The 18,481-nt window shown below is 65.8% G+C and carries 18 protein-coding genes and 2 tRNA genes; 7 read left to right on the top strand and 13 right to left on the bottom strand.

Annotated elements, in window-relative coordinates; translation table 11 throughout:
- Positions 1-242: 242 nt before the first annotated feature.
- The 4 genes from ACPXB3_RS00640 to ACPXB3_RS00625 form a co-directional block, all read right to left on the bottom strand.
- On the bottom strand, positions 243-938 hold the full coding sequence (locus ACPXB3_RS00640) for an ATP-dependent Clp protease proteolytic subunit (RefSeq protein WP_425703109.1): 696 nt from the start codon (positions 936-938) through the stop codon (positions 243-245).
- Positions 939-988: 50 nt separating this feature from the next.
- Entirely contained in the window at positions 989-1,594 is a 606-nt protein-coding gene (locus ACPXB3_RS00635; protein ID WP_425703107.1) for an ATP-dependent Clp protease proteolytic subunit, read from the bottom strand.
- A 324-nt stretch (positions 1,595-1,918) separates the two neighbouring features.
- A complete protein-coding gene (tig, locus tag ACPXB3_RS00630) occupies positions 1,919-3,301 on the bottom strand; it encodes a trigger factor (protein ID WP_425703105.1) in 1,383 nt (460 codons plus the stop codon).
- Positions 3,302-3,387: 86 nt separating this feature from the next.
- Positions 3,388-3,461: transfer RNA gene (locus tag ACPXB3_RS00625), tRNA-Pro, on the bottom strand.
- Positions 3,462-3,695: 234 nt separating this feature from the next.
- Between ACPXB3_RS00625 and ACPXB3_RS00620 the strand changes: the two genes are divergently transcribed.
- Positions 3,696-3,766: transfer RNA gene (locus tag ACPXB3_RS00620), tRNA-Gly, on the top strand.
- Between the two features lie 522 nt (positions 3,767-4,288).
- Here ACPXB3_RS00620 and ACPXB3_RS00615 read toward each other — a convergent pair.
- Together ACPXB3_RS00615 and ACPXB3_RS00610 are read right to left on the bottom strand one after the other, a co-directional pair.
- Positions 4,289-4,960 carry a response regulator transcription factor gene (locus ACPXB3_RS00615; protein WP_425725957.1) on the bottom strand — a complete coding sequence of 224 codons (672 nt, stop codon included), beginning with the start codon at positions 4,958-4,960 and terminating at the stop codon, positions 4,289-4,291.
- A complete protein-coding gene (locus ACPXB3_RS00610) occupies positions 4,957-6,231 on the bottom strand; it encodes a sensor histidine kinase (protein WP_425703101.1) in 1,275 nt (424 codons plus the stop codon). Before ACPXB3_RS00610 ends, ACPXB3_RS00615 begins: the two co-directional genes overlap by 4 nt.
- A gap of 177 nt (positions 6,232-6,408) precedes the next feature.
- Here ACPXB3_RS00610 and ACPXB3_RS00605 point away from each other — a divergent pair, with 177 nt between their 5' ends.
- The 3 genes from ACPXB3_RS00605 to ACPXB3_RS00595 all read left to right on the top strand — a co-directional run bounded on the left by ACPXB3_RS00605 (position 6,409) and on the right by ACPXB3_RS00595 (position 7,819).
- Positions 6,409-6,630, top strand: coding sequence for a hypothetical protein (locus ACPXB3_RS00605; protein WP_425703099.1), 222 nt, complete (start codon positions 6,409-6,411; stop codon positions 6,628-6,630).
- A gap of 30 nt (positions 6,631-6,660) precedes the next feature.
- Complete coding sequence (locus ACPXB3_RS00600; protein WP_425703097.1) at positions 6,661-6,846, top strand: hypothetical protein; 186 nt, start codon at positions 6,661-6,663, stop codon at positions 6,844-6,846.
- A gap of 274 nt (positions 6,847-7,120) precedes the next feature.
- Positions 7,121-7,819: a L,D-transpeptidase gene (locus ACPXB3_RS00595; protein WP_425725955.1), complete on the top strand. Its 699-nt coding sequence runs from the start codon at positions 7,121-7,123 to the stop codon at positions 7,817-7,819.
- Between the two features lie 99 nt (positions 7,820-7,918).
- Here the strand turns inward: ACPXB3_RS00595 and ACPXB3_RS00590 are convergent, their stop codons facing one another.
- The 4 genes from ACPXB3_RS00590 to ACPXB3_RS00575 all read right to left on the bottom strand — a co-directional run bounded on the left by ACPXB3_RS00590 (position 7,919) and on the right by ACPXB3_RS00575 (position 11,359).
- Complete coding sequence (locus ACPXB3_RS00590; protein ID WP_425703521.1) at positions 7,919-8,794, bottom strand: PE-PPE domain-containing protein; 876 nt, start codon at positions 8,792-8,794, stop codon at positions 7,919-7,921.
- A 484-nt stretch (positions 8,795-9,278) separates the two neighbouring features.
- Complete coding sequence (locus ACPXB3_RS00585; protein WP_425725953.1) at positions 9,279-10,082, bottom strand: Fpg/Nei family DNA glycosylase; 804 nt, start codon at positions 10,080-10,082, stop codon at positions 9,279-9,281.
- 38 nt (positions 10,083-10,120) lie between these two features.
- Positions 10,121-10,594: a ribose-5-phosphate isomerase gene (locus ACPXB3_RS00580; protein WP_425703091.1), complete on the bottom strand. Its 474-nt coding sequence runs from the start codon at positions 10,592-10,594 to the stop codon at positions 10,121-10,123.
- Positions 10,595-10,753: 159 nt separating this feature from the next.
- Entirely contained in the window at positions 10,754-11,359 is a 606-nt protein-coding gene (locus tag ACPXB3_RS00575; RefSeq protein WP_425703089.1) for a DsbA family oxidoreductase, read from the bottom strand.
- A gap of 182 nt (positions 11,360-11,541) precedes the next feature.
- Here ACPXB3_RS00575 and pepN point away from each other — a divergent pair, with 182 nt between their 5' ends.
- Positions 11,542-14,124: an aminopeptidase N gene (gene pepN / locus ACPXB3_RS00570; protein WP_425725951.1), complete on the top strand. Its 2,583-nt coding sequence runs from the start codon at positions 11,542-11,544 to the stop codon at positions 14,122-14,124.
- A gap of 217 nt (positions 14,125-14,341) precedes the next feature.
- On the opposite strand, the gene ACPXB3_RS00565 is transcribed toward pepN, so the two are convergent.
- The 3 genes from ACPXB3_RS00565 to ACPXB3_RS00555 all read right to left on the bottom strand — a co-directional run bounded on the left by ACPXB3_RS00565 (position 14,342) and on the right by ACPXB3_RS00555 (position 15,872).
- Positions 14,342-14,848: a DUF5130 domain-containing protein gene (locus tag ACPXB3_RS00565; protein WP_425703085.1), complete on the bottom strand. Its 507-nt coding sequence runs from the start codon at positions 14,846-14,848 to the stop codon at positions 14,342-14,344.
- Positions 14,835-15,071, bottom strand: a complete 237-nt coding sequence (locus tag ACPXB3_RS00560; protein ID WP_425703083.1) for a hypothetical protein — start codon at positions 15,069-15,071, stop codon at positions 14,835-14,837. Before ACPXB3_RS00560 ends, ACPXB3_RS00565 begins: the two co-directional genes overlap by 14 nt.
- 132 nt (positions 15,072-15,203) lie before the next feature.
- Positions 15,204-15,872, bottom strand: a complete 669-nt coding sequence (locus ACPXB3_RS00555; protein ID WP_425703082.1) for an HNH endonuclease — start codon at positions 15,870-15,872, stop codon at positions 15,204-15,206.
- Positions 15,873-16,077: 205 nt separating this feature from the next.
- On the opposite strand from ACPXB3_RS00555, the gene ACPXB3_RS00550 reads away from it, so the two are divergent.
- Positions 16,078-16,494, top strand: a complete 417-nt coding sequence (locus tag ACPXB3_RS00550) for a globin (protein ID WP_425703080.1) — start codon at positions 16,078-16,080, stop codon at positions 16,492-16,494.
- Between the two features lie 153 nt (positions 16,495-16,647).
- Positions 16,648-18,474: an alpha-amylase family glycosyl hydrolase gene (locus ACPXB3_RS00545; protein WP_425703519.1), complete on the top strand. Its 1,827-nt coding sequence runs from the start codon at positions 16,648-16,650 to the stop codon at positions 18,472-18,474.
- Positions 18,475-18,481 lie beyond the last annotated feature (7 nt).

Here is an 18,481-nt window from a genome sequence, read left to right as displayed (position 1 = left end):
GGCGGCGACGGGAGACAGGCGCGGCGCGGACGGTCGTGGCCACCCGGAGGGCTCGGGTTCGTACTCGAGCGCCACCAACGTTCGCCCTCCCGACGGTACCCGCGCCTGCTCGTTACTTCGACCGCTTGGGGCAAATGTCGCGTGAGAATGTCACATTCCCCGGTCGCCGGCCGATGCCGGCGACCACCTCGACCGACCTCTCGTGCCCCGGTGCAGACTGCGGCCGACTCAGTGCTGCTGACTCACTTCTTCATGGACTTCTTGCGGTACTCGAACACCTCGTCGATGATGCCGTATTCCTTGGCGGCATCGGCGGTGAGAATGTTGTCGCGGTCGGTGTCCTCACGGATCTTCTCGGCCGATTGCCCGGTATGCGAGGCGAGGATCTCGTCGAGCAGGCCGCGGATGCGCTCGATTTCGGCCGCCTGGATCTCGAGGTCGGAGACCTGACCCTGGTAGGCCCCACCGGTACGCGGCTGATGGATCAGGATCGTGGCGTTCGGGAGTGCGGCGCGCTTTCCCGGGGTACCCCCGGCGAGCAGGATCGCCGCTGCCGAGGCCGCCTCGCCGAGGCATACGGTCACGATGTCACAGTGCACGTACTGCATCGTGTCGTAGATGGCGAGCATGTCGGGGACGCTGCCGCCGGGCGAATTGACGTACATGGTGATGTCGCGATCGGGGTCCTGCGACTCGAGGACGAGCAATTGCGCCATCACATCGTTGGCGACGGTCTGATCGATGGGCGTACCGACGAAGACGATCCGCTCCTCGAACAGCTTGGCGTACGGGTCGTACTGCCGTTGCCCGTTGGGGGTGTGCTCGATGAACTGGGGCAGGATGTAGCGCGCCTCGATGGCTTTCAGGGCGAGCGCAGCAGCGGGGATTCCCGCAGCCACATCGGCGGGCAGTGCGTCCGGGGTGGAGATGTTGGTCATGGTCTGCTCCGTGAGGTTGGGATACGACGAATGGTCTGGGCGGAACCGGGTCAGGGCTTGGCCACGGGCCGGGTGATCACGTGATCGACCAGCCCGTACGCTTTGGCCTCGTCTGCGGTGAACCACTTGTCGCGATCGGCGTCGGCCTCGATCTTCTCCAGCGGCTGACCACTGAACTCGGCATTGAGCCGATTCATCTCCTTCTTGGTCGCCGCGAACTGCTCTGCCTGGATGGCGATGTCGGCCGCGGTTCCACCGATTCCCGCCGACGGCTGGTGCATCATGATGCGCGAGTGTGGCAGCGCATGGCGCTTGTTCTTGGCGCCGGCTGCCAGGAGGAACTGGCCCATCGACGCGGCCATACCCATCGCATAGGTCGCAACGTCACATTCCGCGAGCTGCATGGTGTCGAAGATGGCCATGCCCGCGGTCACCGATCCGCCGGGCGAGTTGATGTAGAGGTGGATGTCCTTGGTCGGATCCTCGGCGGCCAGCAGCAGGATCTGCGCGCACAGCCGATTGGCGATGTCGTCGTCGACCTGCGTGCCGAGGAAGATGATGCGCTCGCGCAGCAGTCGCTCGAACACCGAATCGGTGAGATTCAGCCCGGCGACTCCTGAGCTCATCGAAGGGGTGTGGATCATCGGCTTGCTCACGATTCCTGCCTTTACCTGTCGGTGTGGTACCTGTCTGGATGGTGCCGGTCCCGGGGCAACCCCGGTCTGACTCGTGCCGGTCTGATCGACACGCACGTCGTGGTTTGTTGCTCGTCCATTCTGTGCAGTCGGGTGGCGGCGCTTGTCTCGGATCGCCGAACGGCGTCAGCGGTGCGGCGTCGTCACCGACACTAACCAATGCGCGCCCCGAGACACTCCCACCGGTGCCCTACTTCGCTCACAGCAGAACATCCGCAGCGACAAGTCACAGACGCGAACAGCCGGACACCATCACTGGAATCCGGCTGTTACGAAACGTGAAGATCAGGCGTCGTCGCCCTTCACGTCCGCAGCGTCGTCATTGCTCTCGGCACTGTCGACGGCGTCGGGGTCGCCGAAGAACTCGGTGAGGTCGACGGTGTTGCCGTCGGTGTCGGTGACGGTGACCTCTTTGACGATTTCGGCGAGCGCCTTGTTCCGCCGCACGTCGGCGTAGACCGCACCGACCTGGTTCGCCTGGGTCAGCTGCTGGATGAACTCCTGCGGAGCCATGCCGTATCGCTGCGCGGAGAACAGGATCTGCTGGGTCAGCTCGTCCTGGCCGACCTGGGTCTCGCGCTGATCGGCGATCGCATCGAGGAGCAGCTGCGTACGCACGGACTTCTCGGCACCCTCGCGGGCGTCGGCCTCGAAGGCTTCCCGAGTGGTGCCCTGCGCCTCGAGCAACTGAGCGAAGACGGCCTCGTCGTGTCCGATGCTGTGCAGAACCTGCTCGAGTTGACCATCGACCTCTCCCTGCACGGCATTTTCCGGCAGCGGGATCTCGACCTTCTCGAGCAGCTCGTCGAGCACGGCATCGCGAATCTTGTTGGCCTGGTCGAGCTTCTTGGACTGCTCAACCCGCTGCACGAGGGACTCGCGCAGCTCGTCGACGGTGTCGAACTCGCTGGCCATCTGCGCGAACTCATCGTCGAACTCGGGTAGCTCGCGCTCCTTGACCGAATTCACGGTGACCGAGACCTGTGCCTCTTGGCCGGCATGATCGCCGGCGACGAGTTCGGTGGTGAAGACTTTCGACGCGCCGGCCTTGAGCCCGACGAGAGTCTCATCGAGTCCGTCGATCAGGTCGCCGGAGCCGACCTCGTGCGAGAGACCTTCGGTCGACGCCTCGTCGACGGCCTCGCCGTCGACGGTGGCCGACAGGTCGATGGAGACCATGTCACCGTCGCGGGCCGCGCGATCGACCCCGACCAGGGTGCCGAAGCGGGCACGCAGGCTCTCGACCTGTTCGTCGACCGCCGCGGCGTCGTCGACCAGCGGCTCGACCTCTACCGACAGGGTCGAGTAGTCGGGCAGGTCGAGCTCCGGCCGGACATCGACCTCCGCGGAGAACGTGATGGTCTCGCCGTACTTGAGCTCCTCCAGGTCGATCTCGGGCTGCCCGATCGCCTTGGTCTCGGTCTCGGCGACCGCCTGGCTGTATTTGCCCGGCAATGCGTCGTTGACGACCTGACCGAGGATCGAATCCCGGCCCACGCGCGCCTCGATCAACTTGGCGGGGGCCTTGCCCGGGCGGAATCCGGGGATGCGGACCTGCTGGGCGAGTACCCGGTAGGCCTGATCGAAATCGCCCGAGAGCTCCTCGAACGGTACTTCCACGTGGAGCTTCACCCGGGTGGGGCTCAGCTGCTCGACGGTGCTCTTCACGCTTCGATGCTCCTATTTCTGCGTTGCGGACGCCGACGGACGCCTTGAGCGTCTCGACCCGTCCTGTTGGGTCAGGCCGGTGATAGTCGGGATGACAGGATTCGAACCTGCGACCCTCCGCTCCCAAAGCGGATGCGCTACCAAGCTGCGCCACATCCCGTGACCCGGCAGCGCGGCACATCACCGACCGAAGGATGCGCGCGTACAGGACCGACCGATGATGTTACGGGTCGGTGCACGCCGGAGGGAAACCCGGTCCGCCGCACGCCCGCCACCACTCGTGCTCCCGACGCGTATCCGCCGGGGCGATTTCGGTTCCGGCGCCCCGAGCAGGTACAGTCTCATCCGCGCACCACGGCGGCCGGCGGATCATCCGGGCACCACGCGAGCGCACGCGGGTGTAGCTCAATGGTAGAGCCCTAGTCTTCCAAACTAGCTACGCGGGTTCGATTCCCGTCACCCGCTCCGCAGGTCAGAGGGCATTTTCACCCTCTGGCCTTTTTCTTTCGGGCAACCGCGCAACCTCGGTTGCGATCGGCGAGCCCGGCTCGGCTTCCCCACCGCCGACAAGTTCGACGCCACGATCACCCACTTCACCTGATGTCGCAACTCGATAGAATCGGACACATGAACCGCTCGTCACGATCGCTCTCGTCGGCATGGTTGTCGGCAACCGGGTGATGGAAGCGGTGGCCGTCGCGACCGTGTGGCTTGCGATGTTCGCGCTGTACCGTCACCGGACGCGGCCGGCGCTGTAACAACCCGGAACGCACGAACAGCCCGGAACGCACGAATAGCGCTGAACGCAGCAAGCGTCCACACCGACTCACTCAGAGTCGACACCGGCCGCTTCGGCTTCTATTCATTTGTGCGAGAAGATCACTCGACCCCGCAGTGACAATCAGACGCAGTGGCAATCAGACGCCGTGGCAGTCAACAGCATCATTCTCGATCACCGACCCGCAGCCATTCGTGCCGGCCGCCGCCTCACACGCGAGGCTCGACGATCCGGTGATCGAAGGCGTAGATGACGGCGGCAGCGCGGTCGCGCACGCCGAGCTTGGTGAATATCTTTCCGATGTGGCTTTTCACGGTGACCACCGAGATCACCAGTTCGGCCGCGATTTCGTCGTTGGAGAGCCCGCGCCCGACGAGCGCGAGCACGGTCAGTTCGCGTGAGGTCAGGCAGTCGTGGTCGCCATCCTGCGCCGATATCGGTGCCGGTGCACTCCGGTAGGTGTCGAGTACATGCGCGGCCACGGCCGGATCGAGAACCGCATCGCCCTGGGCGATGAGGCGGACCGCCCGGATCAGTTCTTCGGCGGGCGAATCCTTGAGCACGAAGCCGGCCGCGCCCGCTCGTAGCGCCGCAGAGAGCAACTGTTCGTCACGGAAGGTGGTGAGCACGAGGACCGGCGGTGGCGACCGGTCCGGCGATGTGGTGCGGGCGAGGCGACGGATGGCCTCCACTCCCCCGACCCGCCGCATGCGCAGATCCATGACCACCACGTCGGGCCGGTTCGAGGCCACCATATCGACGACCTCGTCACCGTCGGAGCACTCGGCGACCACCTCGAATCCGTCCCGGGGGCGAAGGATTCTGCGCAGACCAGCACGCACCAGATCTTGGTCGTCGACCAGAGCGACGCCGGTCGTCATACCGAACCAGCTACGGAGGGACCGTCGGACACCGACACCCTGGGGCCGAGTCCATCTGTGCCACTGTGGAATCCAACGGCTTCAGGCTCCACCGCAGACGCGGTGTCGGTGGTGTGCCTTGCGCGTGCACCGATCGGAAAGAACGCCTCCACCCGCCATTGTCCGTCGACGATCTGCGCGCGGAACGTCCCGCCGCAATGCTCGACCCGCGAGGCCATCCCGGCCAGACCGGAACCTCCGCCGCCACGACCGGTACCGACGGTCACGCCGTTGCTGATCCGCACGGCCAGCACATCAGCGGACTCCGGGTATACCGACACGCTCACCGACGAACCGGCGGCATGCCTGCTCGCGTTCGACAGTGATTCCTGCACGACGCGATACACCGCCAATCCGGTTCCGGCACTGACCCGGCCCGGCTCGACCGCCTCGTCGACGTCGACGCCCGCACGCCGAAATCCGTCGATCAGTTCAGGGAGATCGGCGAGGCCTGGTTGCGGTGTGGTCGGTGCCGTCGCGTCGGTGGAACGCAGCAGTTCGATGGTGCGGCGCACATCCTGCATCGCCGAGCGCCCCACCTGTTCGGCGTCCTCGAGCGCCTCGGCGGCTTCGGGCAGGTCCTGGTGTTCCCGCAACGCCCGACGCGCGGCGGTGACGTTCAGCATCATGATGCTCAGCGAGTGCGCGAGCACATCGTGGACCTCACCGGCGATCGCTGCCCGATCCAAGGCCATCTGCTGCGTCTGCGCGAGCCGCTCGGAGCGCAGCAGAAGTAGCTGCTTTTGCAGGAGGTACCCGACCACGCCGCCGAAGCCGACCATGAGGACGACCAGCCAGCCCTGTGCGATGACCCCGGCGACGCTGCCGCCGAAGGCGGTCGCCGCCAGAGCTGCGGTGGAGATCACCGCATTGCGCCGGGTCGCCGCCGCAGCGATGATCGTCGCCGCCAGCGGCAGCAACAGAGTGGCCACATCCACCTTGACGGGAACCTGCCAGAACAAGACGACCGCTGCGATGGTGAACGCCGTCACCCCGAGAATCCGTGGCTTCCAGCCCACGTACAGGCACGCCCCGTGCGGCACGAGGGCCGCGACAACTGCTGAGGAGATCCACACCCAGTCGAGACCGGACGGACCCGCGAGCACGCGCTGCGCGACCGCAGCCACACAAAGCGTGAACACGCCGAGGTCGGCGATCAGCATGTAGCTCGTCGGGTACTCGAACCCGAACATGTCCAGGGCGTGGCGGTAGTGCGCCTCCAACCAGCGCATTCGTCGATTCTATCCCCGCGGCACGGGTCGCACATCCACCCCTGGTCGGATTCCGCCTCAGCCCCCGGGCGGTCGGCAAAGTTCCGCCCACAGGCCGCTGACCTGGGCAGAAGTCCTCAATAGCGTCTTCGGTATCCCCCGACCGCCGGGGGTTCCACCAGACCAGAGGAGAAATCCGTGTTGATCGTGCTGATCGTCGCCGCCACCCTCGCCGTCGTGTTCTGGCTCCTGCATGCTCCCGACGACATGAACTTCCGGGCACGCGAGGCGGGCGCAGTCTACGTCGCGCGCGCGAACCGGAAGCGCCACCGGCGGCAGATCCCCGCGGCTGTTCGACTCGCAGGACCGCACCGGCCCAAGTCCGTCGCGGCGCTGCGTGGCCCGCAGCCATCGATGTGATCTGTGCCACTTCACGCGTAGGCTTGGGCCATGCCTTCCAGTTATCTCAAGAGCCGGCGCAAGTGCCCCTCGTGCGGGGCGAATCTGCATGTCCGCAAGGACGTCACCGAGAGTTCGAGCGGCAGTCGCCGGGTCGACACCACGCTCGTCTGCCGCGACGAGGGGTGCTCTGAACCGTCGCGGCATCTGCACACCGAACATCTTCAGCCCGCCTGACACGAGACCGGCATCGCACCCGGCCGGTGACCGCCCGTCGTGAGCTGATCATTCGTACCGGTTGACGCATACAGGTACCCGAGTGTGACCGCAATCACACTTTCCGTCGGCGTGACTCTCACCTTTGGTTTTCAGATGACGGATCGCCGATACAAGACCGTCATAGGCGCCAAGGCCGCGCTACGTCTTGGGCCCGCGGCAACAGTTGTGTAACGATGGTTCGGCGCCCTCGGGGGAGCGCTCGGATGTCCCACAAGCAAAGGTTTCAACTTCCGTGCTGAACACCACCAACTCACCTCGTCGTCGACGCGGCATGGGCCGCCTCGTGGCCGTCGTACTCGGTGTACTCGCCGTGGCGCTTGCCCTACCCGGCTTGGCCCAGGCGGCCCCGATCACGGTCGTCCCCGGACTCCCGCCCGTCGAGGTGCCCTCGATCCCCGGCCTCCCGACACCGCCGACCACCACGCCGCCTGCGCCGACCACACCGCCTCCGCCGCCGGCCACCACCACCCAGGAGACCCCCGGCGTGCCGGCCAAGCCGAACGTGGCGACTCCCACCGGCTGGGTCGCCCTCGCGCAGGACTCGAATCACACCATCTACTGGTGGAACGACGGCAAGTTCGTCAAGTCGATGCCGATCTCGATGGGCACCAACGAGCATCCGACTCCCAACGGCGTCTACCACACCCGGGAGAAGTACCGTGACATGTACATGGACTCCTCCACCTACGGTGTGCCGGTCAACTCGCCGGAGGGTTACCGCACCTACGTCGAGTACGCGACCCGGATGTCGGGTGACGGGATCTTCATCCACGCCGCGCCGTGGTCGGTCCAGCAACAGGGCAAGAGCGACGTCAGCCACGGCTGCATCAATGTGAGCACCGAGAACGGCAAGTGGGTCTATGACACCGTCGGCCAGGGCACCCCGATCGTGGTCACCGGCACCGTCGGCGGCCAGTACGACGGCAACTGACTGCGACTGACGTTCGCATCCACTGAGCACAGCAAACAAGGGCCGGCCCCGCGGGGGCCGGCCCTTTTTGCTGTGCTCTCGCGGGGAGAACCCACTTCCTCAGTTCGGTACGCCGCCGAGCGTGAAGGTCACCTGTACCTGCATCCAGCGGGCCAGTGACTCACAACCTGTGGTACAGGGATCGGTCACCGAGTCCCGCCGGTACGGTTCGTCGTGGTAGGCGGTGTGCCTACCACCGATGGAGTTGCCGAAGGCCATACCGCGCCAGGTGATGACCGGCGGCAGATAGCCCCGTACCTCACACCATGCCGATGCCAACCGCGCCACGTCCCGCCGCCACTGCGCCGGCCTGACAGAGGTCACGTCGGCATTCTGGAAAGAGTTGTCGCGCAGTACCTTCCAGATCGTTGTCATCCATCGACGCGGCGCCGCCAACGTCAGGGCCCGGGTGAGATCGGCGATGTCGCGGACGAATGAGTCCTGCGCGGCGTTGCAGATCATGTCCGCCGGGGTGCCAACCCATCGAGCAGGCAAACCGGGCGGCAGCACGGGACCGGGCCCGGCCACACCCCACCCGTGACATCCGGCTACCGCATCTGGCGGCTGATGCGGGTCGGCGACGAACCCGACGGCCAGGATTTGTGCGGTCGATGACGCCGGTAGTTCGGCGAGCGCGCGCCGGATCACCACCGCGCCTTGTGAATACCCGACCATCATGACCGGCCCAGCTGTCTCGGCGAGCGCTGCGGACACTCGCCGTACGCCCGCGTCGACGCTATCGGCGAAACTCATTCCCGAGACATGCGGAGCCGGGCCATAACTGGCGGGATATCCCACCCATTGCGGCAAGAACCGATCGTCGAGCGCGCCGGTGACCCCGGCAAGCAGCCCGGTGACCTCGCGGCGGGTGTCGCCGTCGAAGGACTCGCCGGTGCCGCCGACCACCAACACGCGCACGCGCGGCCCCGCCCCCATCTCAGCGGACCTGTCGGGGTCGTGGGTGACCGTGGGCCCGATGCCGCTCTCGCAGTCGACGCTCATGAATCCATCGTCATCGTCTCCGATGAGAAGCGCTGCGCAGTCGCCTGAACATACTCTGAGAGTCCGTCGTGACCGGGCCGGTCACGCGTTCGCGGCCCGCATGTCGTAGTCCGCGGGGTTACCAGGATCACCGGGAACCAGATTGATTTACACTGTCGTAACGCGAACAATGGATGGGGTTGATTCCGTAATCAACGATCAACTACTCCCAGAAGTATGAAAGAAGCGGTACCCATGTCGTTCGCACGTTTGCGTGAACGTTTTCTCTTCCCCGGACCCAGTCACCGGCGCCTCTATGATCGCATCGCACAGATGTCGACCGGACCCCAGCGCGACGAGCTGCTCGTCATGGCCCAACGTCACGAATCACGCTGAGCCACAGACTCGTCCACTACATCCTCATTCATCGCCTGGGCGCTCACCGCTGACAGTTGGGGCACCAGTACAGATTTCGTCCAGCCATCTCGGCCATGGCGATGGGGGTACCACAGATTCGGCACGGTTCGCCGGTACGTCGGTAGACGTAGGTGCGCGGGCGGTCGGGCGCATATGAGCCCGGACCGTAGTCGTCCTCGACCCGCACCACGTGAATGCGCCCGCGGCGCACCCCGATTCGCATCAACGTCACGAGATCGGTCCACAGTTCGTCGAAGGCCGCTCGGCCTACGCCACGTCCGGCCCGCAGCGGATCGAGGCGTGCCCGGAACAATACTTCGGCACGGTAGACGTTGCCCACACCCGCGATCACCTTCTGATCCATCAGCAGCGCGCCGATGGGCCGGGCAGAACGATGAATCGCCTGCCATGCGCGTTCCGGGTCGGCGCCGCGACGTAGCGGATCGGGACCGAGCCGGGCGACGAGGTCATCGAGCTCGGCAGGTGTGTAGAGTTCGCACGCGGTCGGGCCCCGCAGATCCATGCCCACCTCGTCGCCGACGATCCGCATCCGCACCTGACCGATCGGCTCCCCCATCGGCACCGGCAGTTCGGTGAATCCGCCGTAGAGACCCAGATGCACATGGACGATCTGTTGGCGCGCGCCATCCCGGTAGCGCTGGATCAAATGCTTGCCCCACGCCTCTGCACGATGGAACTCCATGCCGTCGACGACGGTCGCGCCCGCGGCAAAACGGCCCTGTGGACTCGACACACGGACCTCTCGGCCGCCGAAACACTTCTGCTGCCGGCGCGCGAGCCGGTGCAAGGTGTGGCCCTCAGGCATCGTGTGCCACGCGTTCGATCAACACCGAACGTGACGAGTCACGCCTCCGGTACGGCGGGGGCCACACCGGTCTCTTCGAATTCGGACAGAATGTCGATGCGCCGCTGATGCCTCGGCTCCTCCGACCACTGTGCGGCGAGAAACGCGTCGACGATCTCCAAAGCCGCCGCGGTGGTGTGCATCCGGCCACCGATTCCGATCAGCTGGGCGTTGTTGTGCTGGCGGGCGAGCTGCGCGGTCTCCACACTCCAGGCGAGGGCGCAGCGGGCACCGGGCACCTTGTTGGCGGCGATCTGCTCGCCGTTGCCGCTGCCGCCGAGCACGATCCCGAGACTGCCCGGATCTGCCACCACCTTTTCCGCGGCGGCGATGCAGAACGCGGGATAGTCGTCGACGGCGTCGTAGGCGTGTGCCCCGCAATCGATCACCTCGTGACCGGTGGCCTGCAGATGCTCGGCGATGGCCGTCTTGAGTTCGAACCCGGCATGATCTCCACCCACGTATACGCGCATGCCGACACTATAGAGCCCGGCCCCGGCCCGACGTGAACCTGCCCGCGACGCCCGAGAGCGGCATCGGCGGCAGGCCACGGGAGGACGGGGCCGCGGCTCCGACGGTGTCGATCGAGACGGGCGGCGATCGCTGCCATCACGCCCGAATCAATCTTCCCCTCAGTCGAATTCGGGGTCTTCGTGGCGAGAACGCTTGAGCTCGAAGAAGTGCGGGTAGGAGGCCAGCGCGAGCGCGCCGTCCCAGACACTTCCGGCTGTCTCGCCGCGCGGAATCCGCGAGAGCACCGGCCCGAAGAAGGCCACATCATTGATGTGGATGGTCGGGGTGCCGACGTCGTCGCCGACCTTGTCCATCCCGCGGTGGTGACTCTCGCGGATCGCGTCGTCGAATTCCGTCGAATCGGCGGCCTTCGCCAATTCCGGGTCAAGACCGAGTTCGGCGAGCGATTCGGCGACGACGACGCCGAAGTCCTTGACCTGCTGGTTGTGGATGCGGGTGCCGAAGGCGGTGTAGATCGGCGAGAGGATCTCATCGCCCTTCTGTGCCGCCGCGGCGGCGATCACCCGCACCGGCTTCCACGCCTCCTTGAGCTTCTCCCGATAGTCGTCGGGAATGTCGCGTCCCTCGTTGAGGACGGCCAGACTCATGATGTGGAAGTTCACCTCGATGTCGCGTACCTGCTCGACCTCGAGAATCCACCGCGAGGTGATCCAGCACCACGGGCACAGCGGGTCGAACCAGAAATCCACACGATCCTTCGACATACATGCATCCCTTCTCGTCATGGGGTTCCCGCGATGCGGCAGGCACGCGCCGACCCGCTCCGGGACACAGTCGATTCAACCCGACCACACGCGGCGACATTCCATCCGCACCCGGACCGTCACATCATCCGTGCCCGCGCGGACCCGGATCCGGTTCGCCCAACACGGCTAAGCTGGCCGCTGTGACTGCCCCGAACCTCACCCGTGATCAGGCCCGCGAGCGCGCCGCCACCGTCGACGTCACCCGCTACGTCATCGACCTCGACCTCACCGACGGCAACGGCGCACCGGGCGCCACCACCTTCCGTTCGACATCGACGGTCACCTTCACCGCGACCGCGGGATCGTCGACGTTCATCGACCTCGTCGCCCCGCAGCTGCACTCTGCCACGCTCAACGGCACCGAACTCGACGTGTCGGACTTCGACGAATCCGTCGGTATCCCACTGTCCACGCTCGGCGCCGAGAACACGTTGACAGTGGTCGCCGACTGCGCCTACTCCAACACCGGCGAGGGTCTGCATCGCTTCGTCGACCCCACCGACGACTCGGTGTACCTGTACTCGCAGTTCGAAACGGCCGACGCCAAGCGGATGTTCGCGTGTTTCGACCAACCCGATCTGAAGGCGACCTACGCCATATCGGTGACCGCGCCGACCGACTGGAAGGTCATCTCCAACGGTCCGGTGGTCGACGACGGCACCGCCGAGCCCGGTGTCCATCGCTTCCGCGAGACACCGCCGATGAGCACGTACCTCGTAGCGCTGATCGCCGGGCCGTACGCGGTGTGGACCGACTCCTACACCGACGACCACGGCACCATTGCGCTGGGGATCTACTGCCGTGCCTCGCTCGCCGAATTCATGGATGCCGAGCGACTGTTCGCCGAGACCAAACAGGGATTCGCCTTCTACCACAAGAACTTCGGACTCCCGTATGCGTTCGGGAAATATGATCAGCTGTTCGTGCCGGAGTTCAATGCCGGTGCCATGGAGAACGCGGGCGCGGTCACCTTTCTCGAGGACTACGTCTTCCGGTCCCGGGTCACCAAATACCTCTATGAGCGCCGCGCCGAGACCATCTTGCACGAGATGGCGCACATGTGGTTCGGCGACCTCGTCACCATGAAGTGGTGGGATGACCTGTGGCTCAACGAGTCCTTCGCCACCTTCGCGTCGGTGCTGGCCCAGGCGGAGGCCACCGAGTACTCGAGCGCGTGGACCACCTTCGCCAACGTCGAGAAGTCGTGGGCCTACCGGCAGGACCAGTTGCCCTCGACGCACCCCGTCGCCGCCGACATTCCCGACATCGCCGCGGTCGAGGTCAACTTCGACGGCATCACCTACGCCAAGGGCGCGTCGGTACTCAAGCAACTCGTCGCCTACGTCGGGCTCGACGACTTCCTCGCCGGCCTGCGCGATTACTTCGCCACGCATCGCTTCGGCAATGCGACCTTCGCCGATCTACTTGCCGCACTGGAGAAGTCGTCGGGCCGGGATCTGTCGGAGTGGGGTGGCCAGTGGCTCAAGACCACCGGTATCAACGTGTTGCGTCCCGATTTCGAGGTCGACGACTCCGGCACCTTCACCCGGTTCACCATCATCCAAGACGGTGCACAACCGGGTGCCGGGGAGACTCGCGTGCACCGGCTGCGCGTCGGGGTCTACGGCGACGACGGTTCGGGAGCGCTGATCCGTTCACACAGTGTGGAACTCGACGTCGAGGGTGAGCGCACCGACGTCGTCGATCTGGTCGGGGTGGGGCGCGGGCAGCTCGTGCTGATCAATGACGACGACCTGACCTATGCCTCGGTACGCCTGGACCCGGATTCGCTGGCCACCGCCACCGAACGCATCGCCGACATCAGCGACTCGATGCCCCGCACACTCGTGTGGTCGGCGACGTGGGAGATGACCCGGCAGACCGAGATGGCCGCCCGCGACTTCGTCGAACTGGTACAGCGCGGTATCGCCGCCGAGACCGAGATCGGTGTGGTGCAGCGAGTGCTGCTGCAGGCCGGCACGGCGATCGAGTCCTATGCCGACCCGACGTGGGCCGAACACACCGGGCGCCCCGCCTTCTCCGCGCGGTTGCTCGAGCTCGCGCGTGGCGCCGAATCCGGATCGGATCACCAGCTGGCATTCGTGAACACACTGCTCGCCGGAAAGCTGAACGACGACCAGATCGACGTGGTACGCGGCCTGCTCGACGGTGACGATCCCGCCACCCATGGCCTGAGCGGTCTCGCCGTCGACACCGATCTGCGGTGGAAGCTCGTGGTCGCGCTGGCCACTGCCGGCGCCATCGACACCGGTTCCACGACCCCGGTCATCGATGCCGAGGCGGACCGGGACAACACCGCGGCCGGTGCCCGTCAGGCCGCCACCGCACGTGCCGCCCGCCCGCTCGCCGAGGCCAAGGCCGACGCATGGGTACGGGCCGTCGACGACGACGCCGCGTCGAACATCTACACCCGCGCGGTTGTTGCGGGCTTCGCCCGGCCCGGTCAGGATTCGCTGCTCGGCAACTACGTGGAAAAGTACTTCGATGCGGTGCCCGCAGTGTGGTCGCGCCGCACGAGCGAGGTGGCCCAGACCGTGGTCGTGGGTCTGTATCCGTCGTGGGAGATCACCGAGGCGGCACTGGCCGCGGCCGACGGGTTCCTCGCCGCCGACCACCCCGCCGCCCTCAAACGATTGATCATCGAAGGCCGCGCCGGGGTCGAACGATCGTTGCGGGCACAGAAGTTCGACGCCGAGCACTAGCAGGAGCAGAAAGCGCCCGTCGGACCACCCACGCGGTGACCCCGGCGGGCGCCTTCGTCGCGGGCGACACCTGCAAACCCCCAGAAACGCCGAATGCGGGCTCTTGCGAGCCCGCATTCGGGAATCAGTGTCGGGAGACCACGAGGGGTTCCCCGAATCAGGACGGTACTGGGACGATCAAGAGGGTACTGGGACGATCAAGAGGGTACTGGGACGATCAAGAGGGTACTGCGGCCGTGGCGACGACGTGCAGGGCCGCGATGAGCCCGTCGATGAGGTGCCCCGACCGGAAGCTACCGATCGCTGCGGTCACACCGAGCTGGGCGACGCGGTCGTTGACACGATCGGCGACCCGGAGCCCGGAGACCACGACGACATCATGGGTGTTCGGCGCCACCGCGATGAGGGCCCCATTGGCCGGTTCAGGGCACTGGGCGAGTACGGCGCGGGCATCGCCGACTGCATTTTCGCCGAGCTCACCGACGTAGACCGAGAATCGCACGAGCGCCTTCTCACTGGCTGCCTTCAGCGCCTCGTCGAGCGCGATCAGATCGCGCTGCGAGAACGGCGGCGTACCCGGAGTCTGTCCGGGGAAGCGGGTCGACGAGATGCGACCACTGTTGGTGATCACGGTCCCCATCGGAAGTGCGGTGGCGGGCGAGAGCTTGACGCGACCCGGGGCGACGCCTGCGGCTCCTGCCTGAGTCAGTTCACCATTTGCCACTGGCCGAGCCTCCATCCAGATCGGTCGGTTCCGCGTGATGCGGGAGTGCCATCGGCTCGATCTCGGTCGCACTGAACAGCAGCGGCTTGTGGGTCCACTCCTGATCGAGGGTGTATTCCGCCAACTTGGGGTATTTGAGTCCAGACGAGAACGCCATCGAGACGACGCACATCACCACCGCGACGATACATACGACCGCGACCACGACTCCGATACCGGTCATCGTGCTTTCCATGACATCCTTTCGATCGGCATCCCGTGTTGCCGAAACCACTGCACCACCTAGGTTTCCTCAACAATCTAGCCCACCATCAGGGGTGCGGCCCAGTGGGGCCTACGACGTGTCGTAGATGCCTCATGCGGCCCCGGCGTCGATGTACTGCACCCATGCCGGGTCGATCTCCTTGACCGTCGCAAGCAATCGCCAATGCCGCCCCTTGGGTGCGGTGAGCGGCGTGTTCAGTGCCCACCCGAGCTCGCTGAGCAGCCGGTCGGCCTTGCGATGGTTACACCCGGCACAACATGCGACGCAATTGTCCCAGGTATGGGCGCCTCCACGACTGCGGGGCAGGACGTGGTCGATGGTGGTCGCCTTGGCTCCGCAGTACCCACAGCGAAACCGATCGCGGTGCATCAGGGCGGCTCGTGTCATCGGAACGACCGCGCGGAACGGCACCCGAACGTAGGTGCGCAGACGGATCACCGTCGGGATCGGCACCGACGTCTGCGCCGAATGAACGGCCATGCCGCCGCCGGCCTCATGAACCACAACTGCCCGCCCCCGCAGGATGAGGATGATCGCCCGGTGCAGCGTGATCGCGGTGAGTGGTTCATAGGTCGCGTTGAGCAACAGCACCGGGCGCCGCCCCCACAATCCCGCGGCGCGATGACCGCCGTCGGCCACCTCCACCTGCCCGGCCGACGCGGCTTTTCGTTCCGTACCCCGGTGGACGGCCCGGGCCGACCTGGCTTCGCCATGCACGACCGACACATCGCGAACGTGTCGCTGGTCTTTGCGTGTCATACCGCCTCCCGTGTGCGCGCACCGGACGCGTCAAGTGGAACACGCCGACCGTGCCCCTGCACGCCAATTCTCAGGTGTTGGTGCAGGTCGCCTGTCAGGAATCAGGTGGGAGAACAGTCGCATCCGGCATTTCGGCCATCGCACGCCCCGCCCGGATGAGGCCGACGGTTTGAGAGCCCAGACTCGGGTGGAGGACACTGGTGGTGTGAGTGCACAGCAACCCGCCCGAGTACCCCAGGCCCGGTCGTTCTATGACGAGGTCGGCGGCGCCGACACCTTCGAGCGGCTGATCCGGACGTTCTACACCGAGGTCGCCAAGGACGAGATCCTGCGGCCGCTCTATCCCGAAGAAGACCTGCGCCCCGCGGAACGACGCCTGCGCATGTTCCTCGAACAATACTGGGGCGGGCCGCGGACCTACTCCGACGAGCGGGGACACCCTCGACTGCGAATGCGGCACGTGCCCTACAAGATCGGACCGATCGAACGCGACGCCTGGCTGCGCTGCATGCACACCGCCATCGCCGAGATCGATTCGCAGACACTCGACGACGAGCACCGGCGCGCGCTCGTCGACTACATGGATTCGGCCGCCCAATCTCTGATGAATTCGCCGATCTGACCGCGCCGGACCGTACCGGTCGAGCACGATGACATCGGTTGCCCGTGCGCCGACGACACGATGCCGGAGTTCGACGCCACGCATCCCGACACGCCCGGCTCACGACTCGCCGCAAAGGGCTGCGTTTCTCACCGAAACATCAGGTAGGGCACAATTGCCACCGTGAGCGATGAGACATCGAGCGATGCGCCATCCGGTCAGGACGACGCGGACACCGCGACCGCACTCACCGAGGATGCGGTGTCCGACCCAGCCGACGAGGCGCAAAGCGCTGCGCCGCATGTTGATCCACCCGGCGACCCGGCCGCCATCGATCCGGACGAGCCCACCACCGCACCGCAGGCTGCAAACGCAGAATCCGTTGTGCCCCAACTCGATCCCAACGACACCACGTGGTGGCGATCAGCGGTGTTCTATCAGATCTATCCGCGCTCGTTCTCCGATCTCAACGGCGATGGTGTCGGTGACCTCGCGGGCATCATCGACAAACTCGGATATCTGGAGTTACTCGGCGTCGATGCTCTCTGGTTGAGCCCGATCATGCGCTCCCCCATGGCCGATCATGGCTATGACGTGTCCGACCCGCGCGACATCGACCCGATCTTCGGCGATCTCGACGATTTCGATGACCTGGTCGCCGAGGCACACGACCGGGGAATCCGCGTAACGATGGACCTGGTCCCCAACCACACCAGCGATCAGCACGAATGGTTCCAGGCCGCGTTGGCAACTGCCCCGGACAGCCCCGAACGCGCCCGATACATCTTCCGCGACGGCCGCGGCGAACACGGCGACGAGCCACCCAACAACTGGCACAGCGTATTCGGCGGTCCCGCCTGGACCCGCGTCGCCGACGCCGACGGGTCCCCCGGACAGTGGTATCTCCACATCTTCGCCGCCGAACAGCCCGATCTGAACTGGGAGAACCCCGAGGTCTTCGCCGATCTCGAACGCACCCTGCGGTTCTGGCTCGACCGCGGTGCCGACGGCTTCCGCATCGATGTGGCGCACGGGATGGCCAAGCCCGAAAATCTGCCCGACATGGACCTCGAGTCGGTCGGTCTGCTGGCCAACAGCGACGACGACCCGCGTTTCAACAACTATGCAGTCCACGACATCCACCGCAAGATCCGCACGGTCCTCGACGAATATCCGGGTGCCGCCAACGTCGGTGAGATCTGGGTCGAGGACAACGAGCGGTTCGCCGAATACCTGCGCCCCGACGAACTGCACCTCGGTTTCAACTTCCGGCTCGCCAAGGCGTCTTTCGACACCGAGGCGATCCGCGAAGCGATCGAGAACTCACTCGATGCCGTGCTACGGGTGTCGGGGACGCCGACGTGGACACTGTCGAACCACGACGTCGAGCGCGAGGTCACCCGGTACGGTCGTACCGATCCGCAAGATCTGGATTCGCCGGTCGATCTCAAGGTCGGCATCGCCCGCGCCCGCGCGATGGCGTTGGTCGAATTGGCCTTGCCCGGAACGGTGTTCATCTACAACGGCGCCGAACTGGCGCTGCCGAACGTGGACCTGCCCGACGATGCGCGTCAGGACCCGACGTGGGAGCGCTCCGGCCACACCGAACGCGGACGCGACGGCTGCCGTGTCCCCATCCCATGGGAGGGCACCGAGCCGCCCTACGGCTTCAGCTCATCGGCCGACACCTGGCTTCCGATGCCGGCCGACTGGGACCGATTCACCGTCGAGCGCGAAATCGAGGACATCTCCTCCACGCTGTCGCTCTATCGGCAAGCCATCGAACTGCGGGCCACCCGAACGGAATTCACCGGTGACGCGGTCGAGTGGTACGGCGCCCCCGAGGGATGTCTGGCCTTCCGTCGCTCGCCGGGTGGAGTGATCTGCGCGCTCAACGCCACCGATACGCCGGTGCCGCTACCGCCGGGCGAGATGCTGCTGGTCAGCGCACCGCTCGTCGACGGACATCTCGCCCCCAATGCAGCTGCCTGGCTGATCTGATGCCGCG

It is taken from the genome of Gordonia sp. DT219, assembly GCF_049847065.1.
Taxonomy (GTDB): domain Bacteria; phylum Actinomycetota; class Actinomycetes; order Mycobacteriales; family Mycobacteriaceae; genus Gordonia.
The sequence above is the reverse complement of the archived record's forward strand: the minus strand, read 5'-3'. Positions and strand labels throughout refer to the sequence as shown.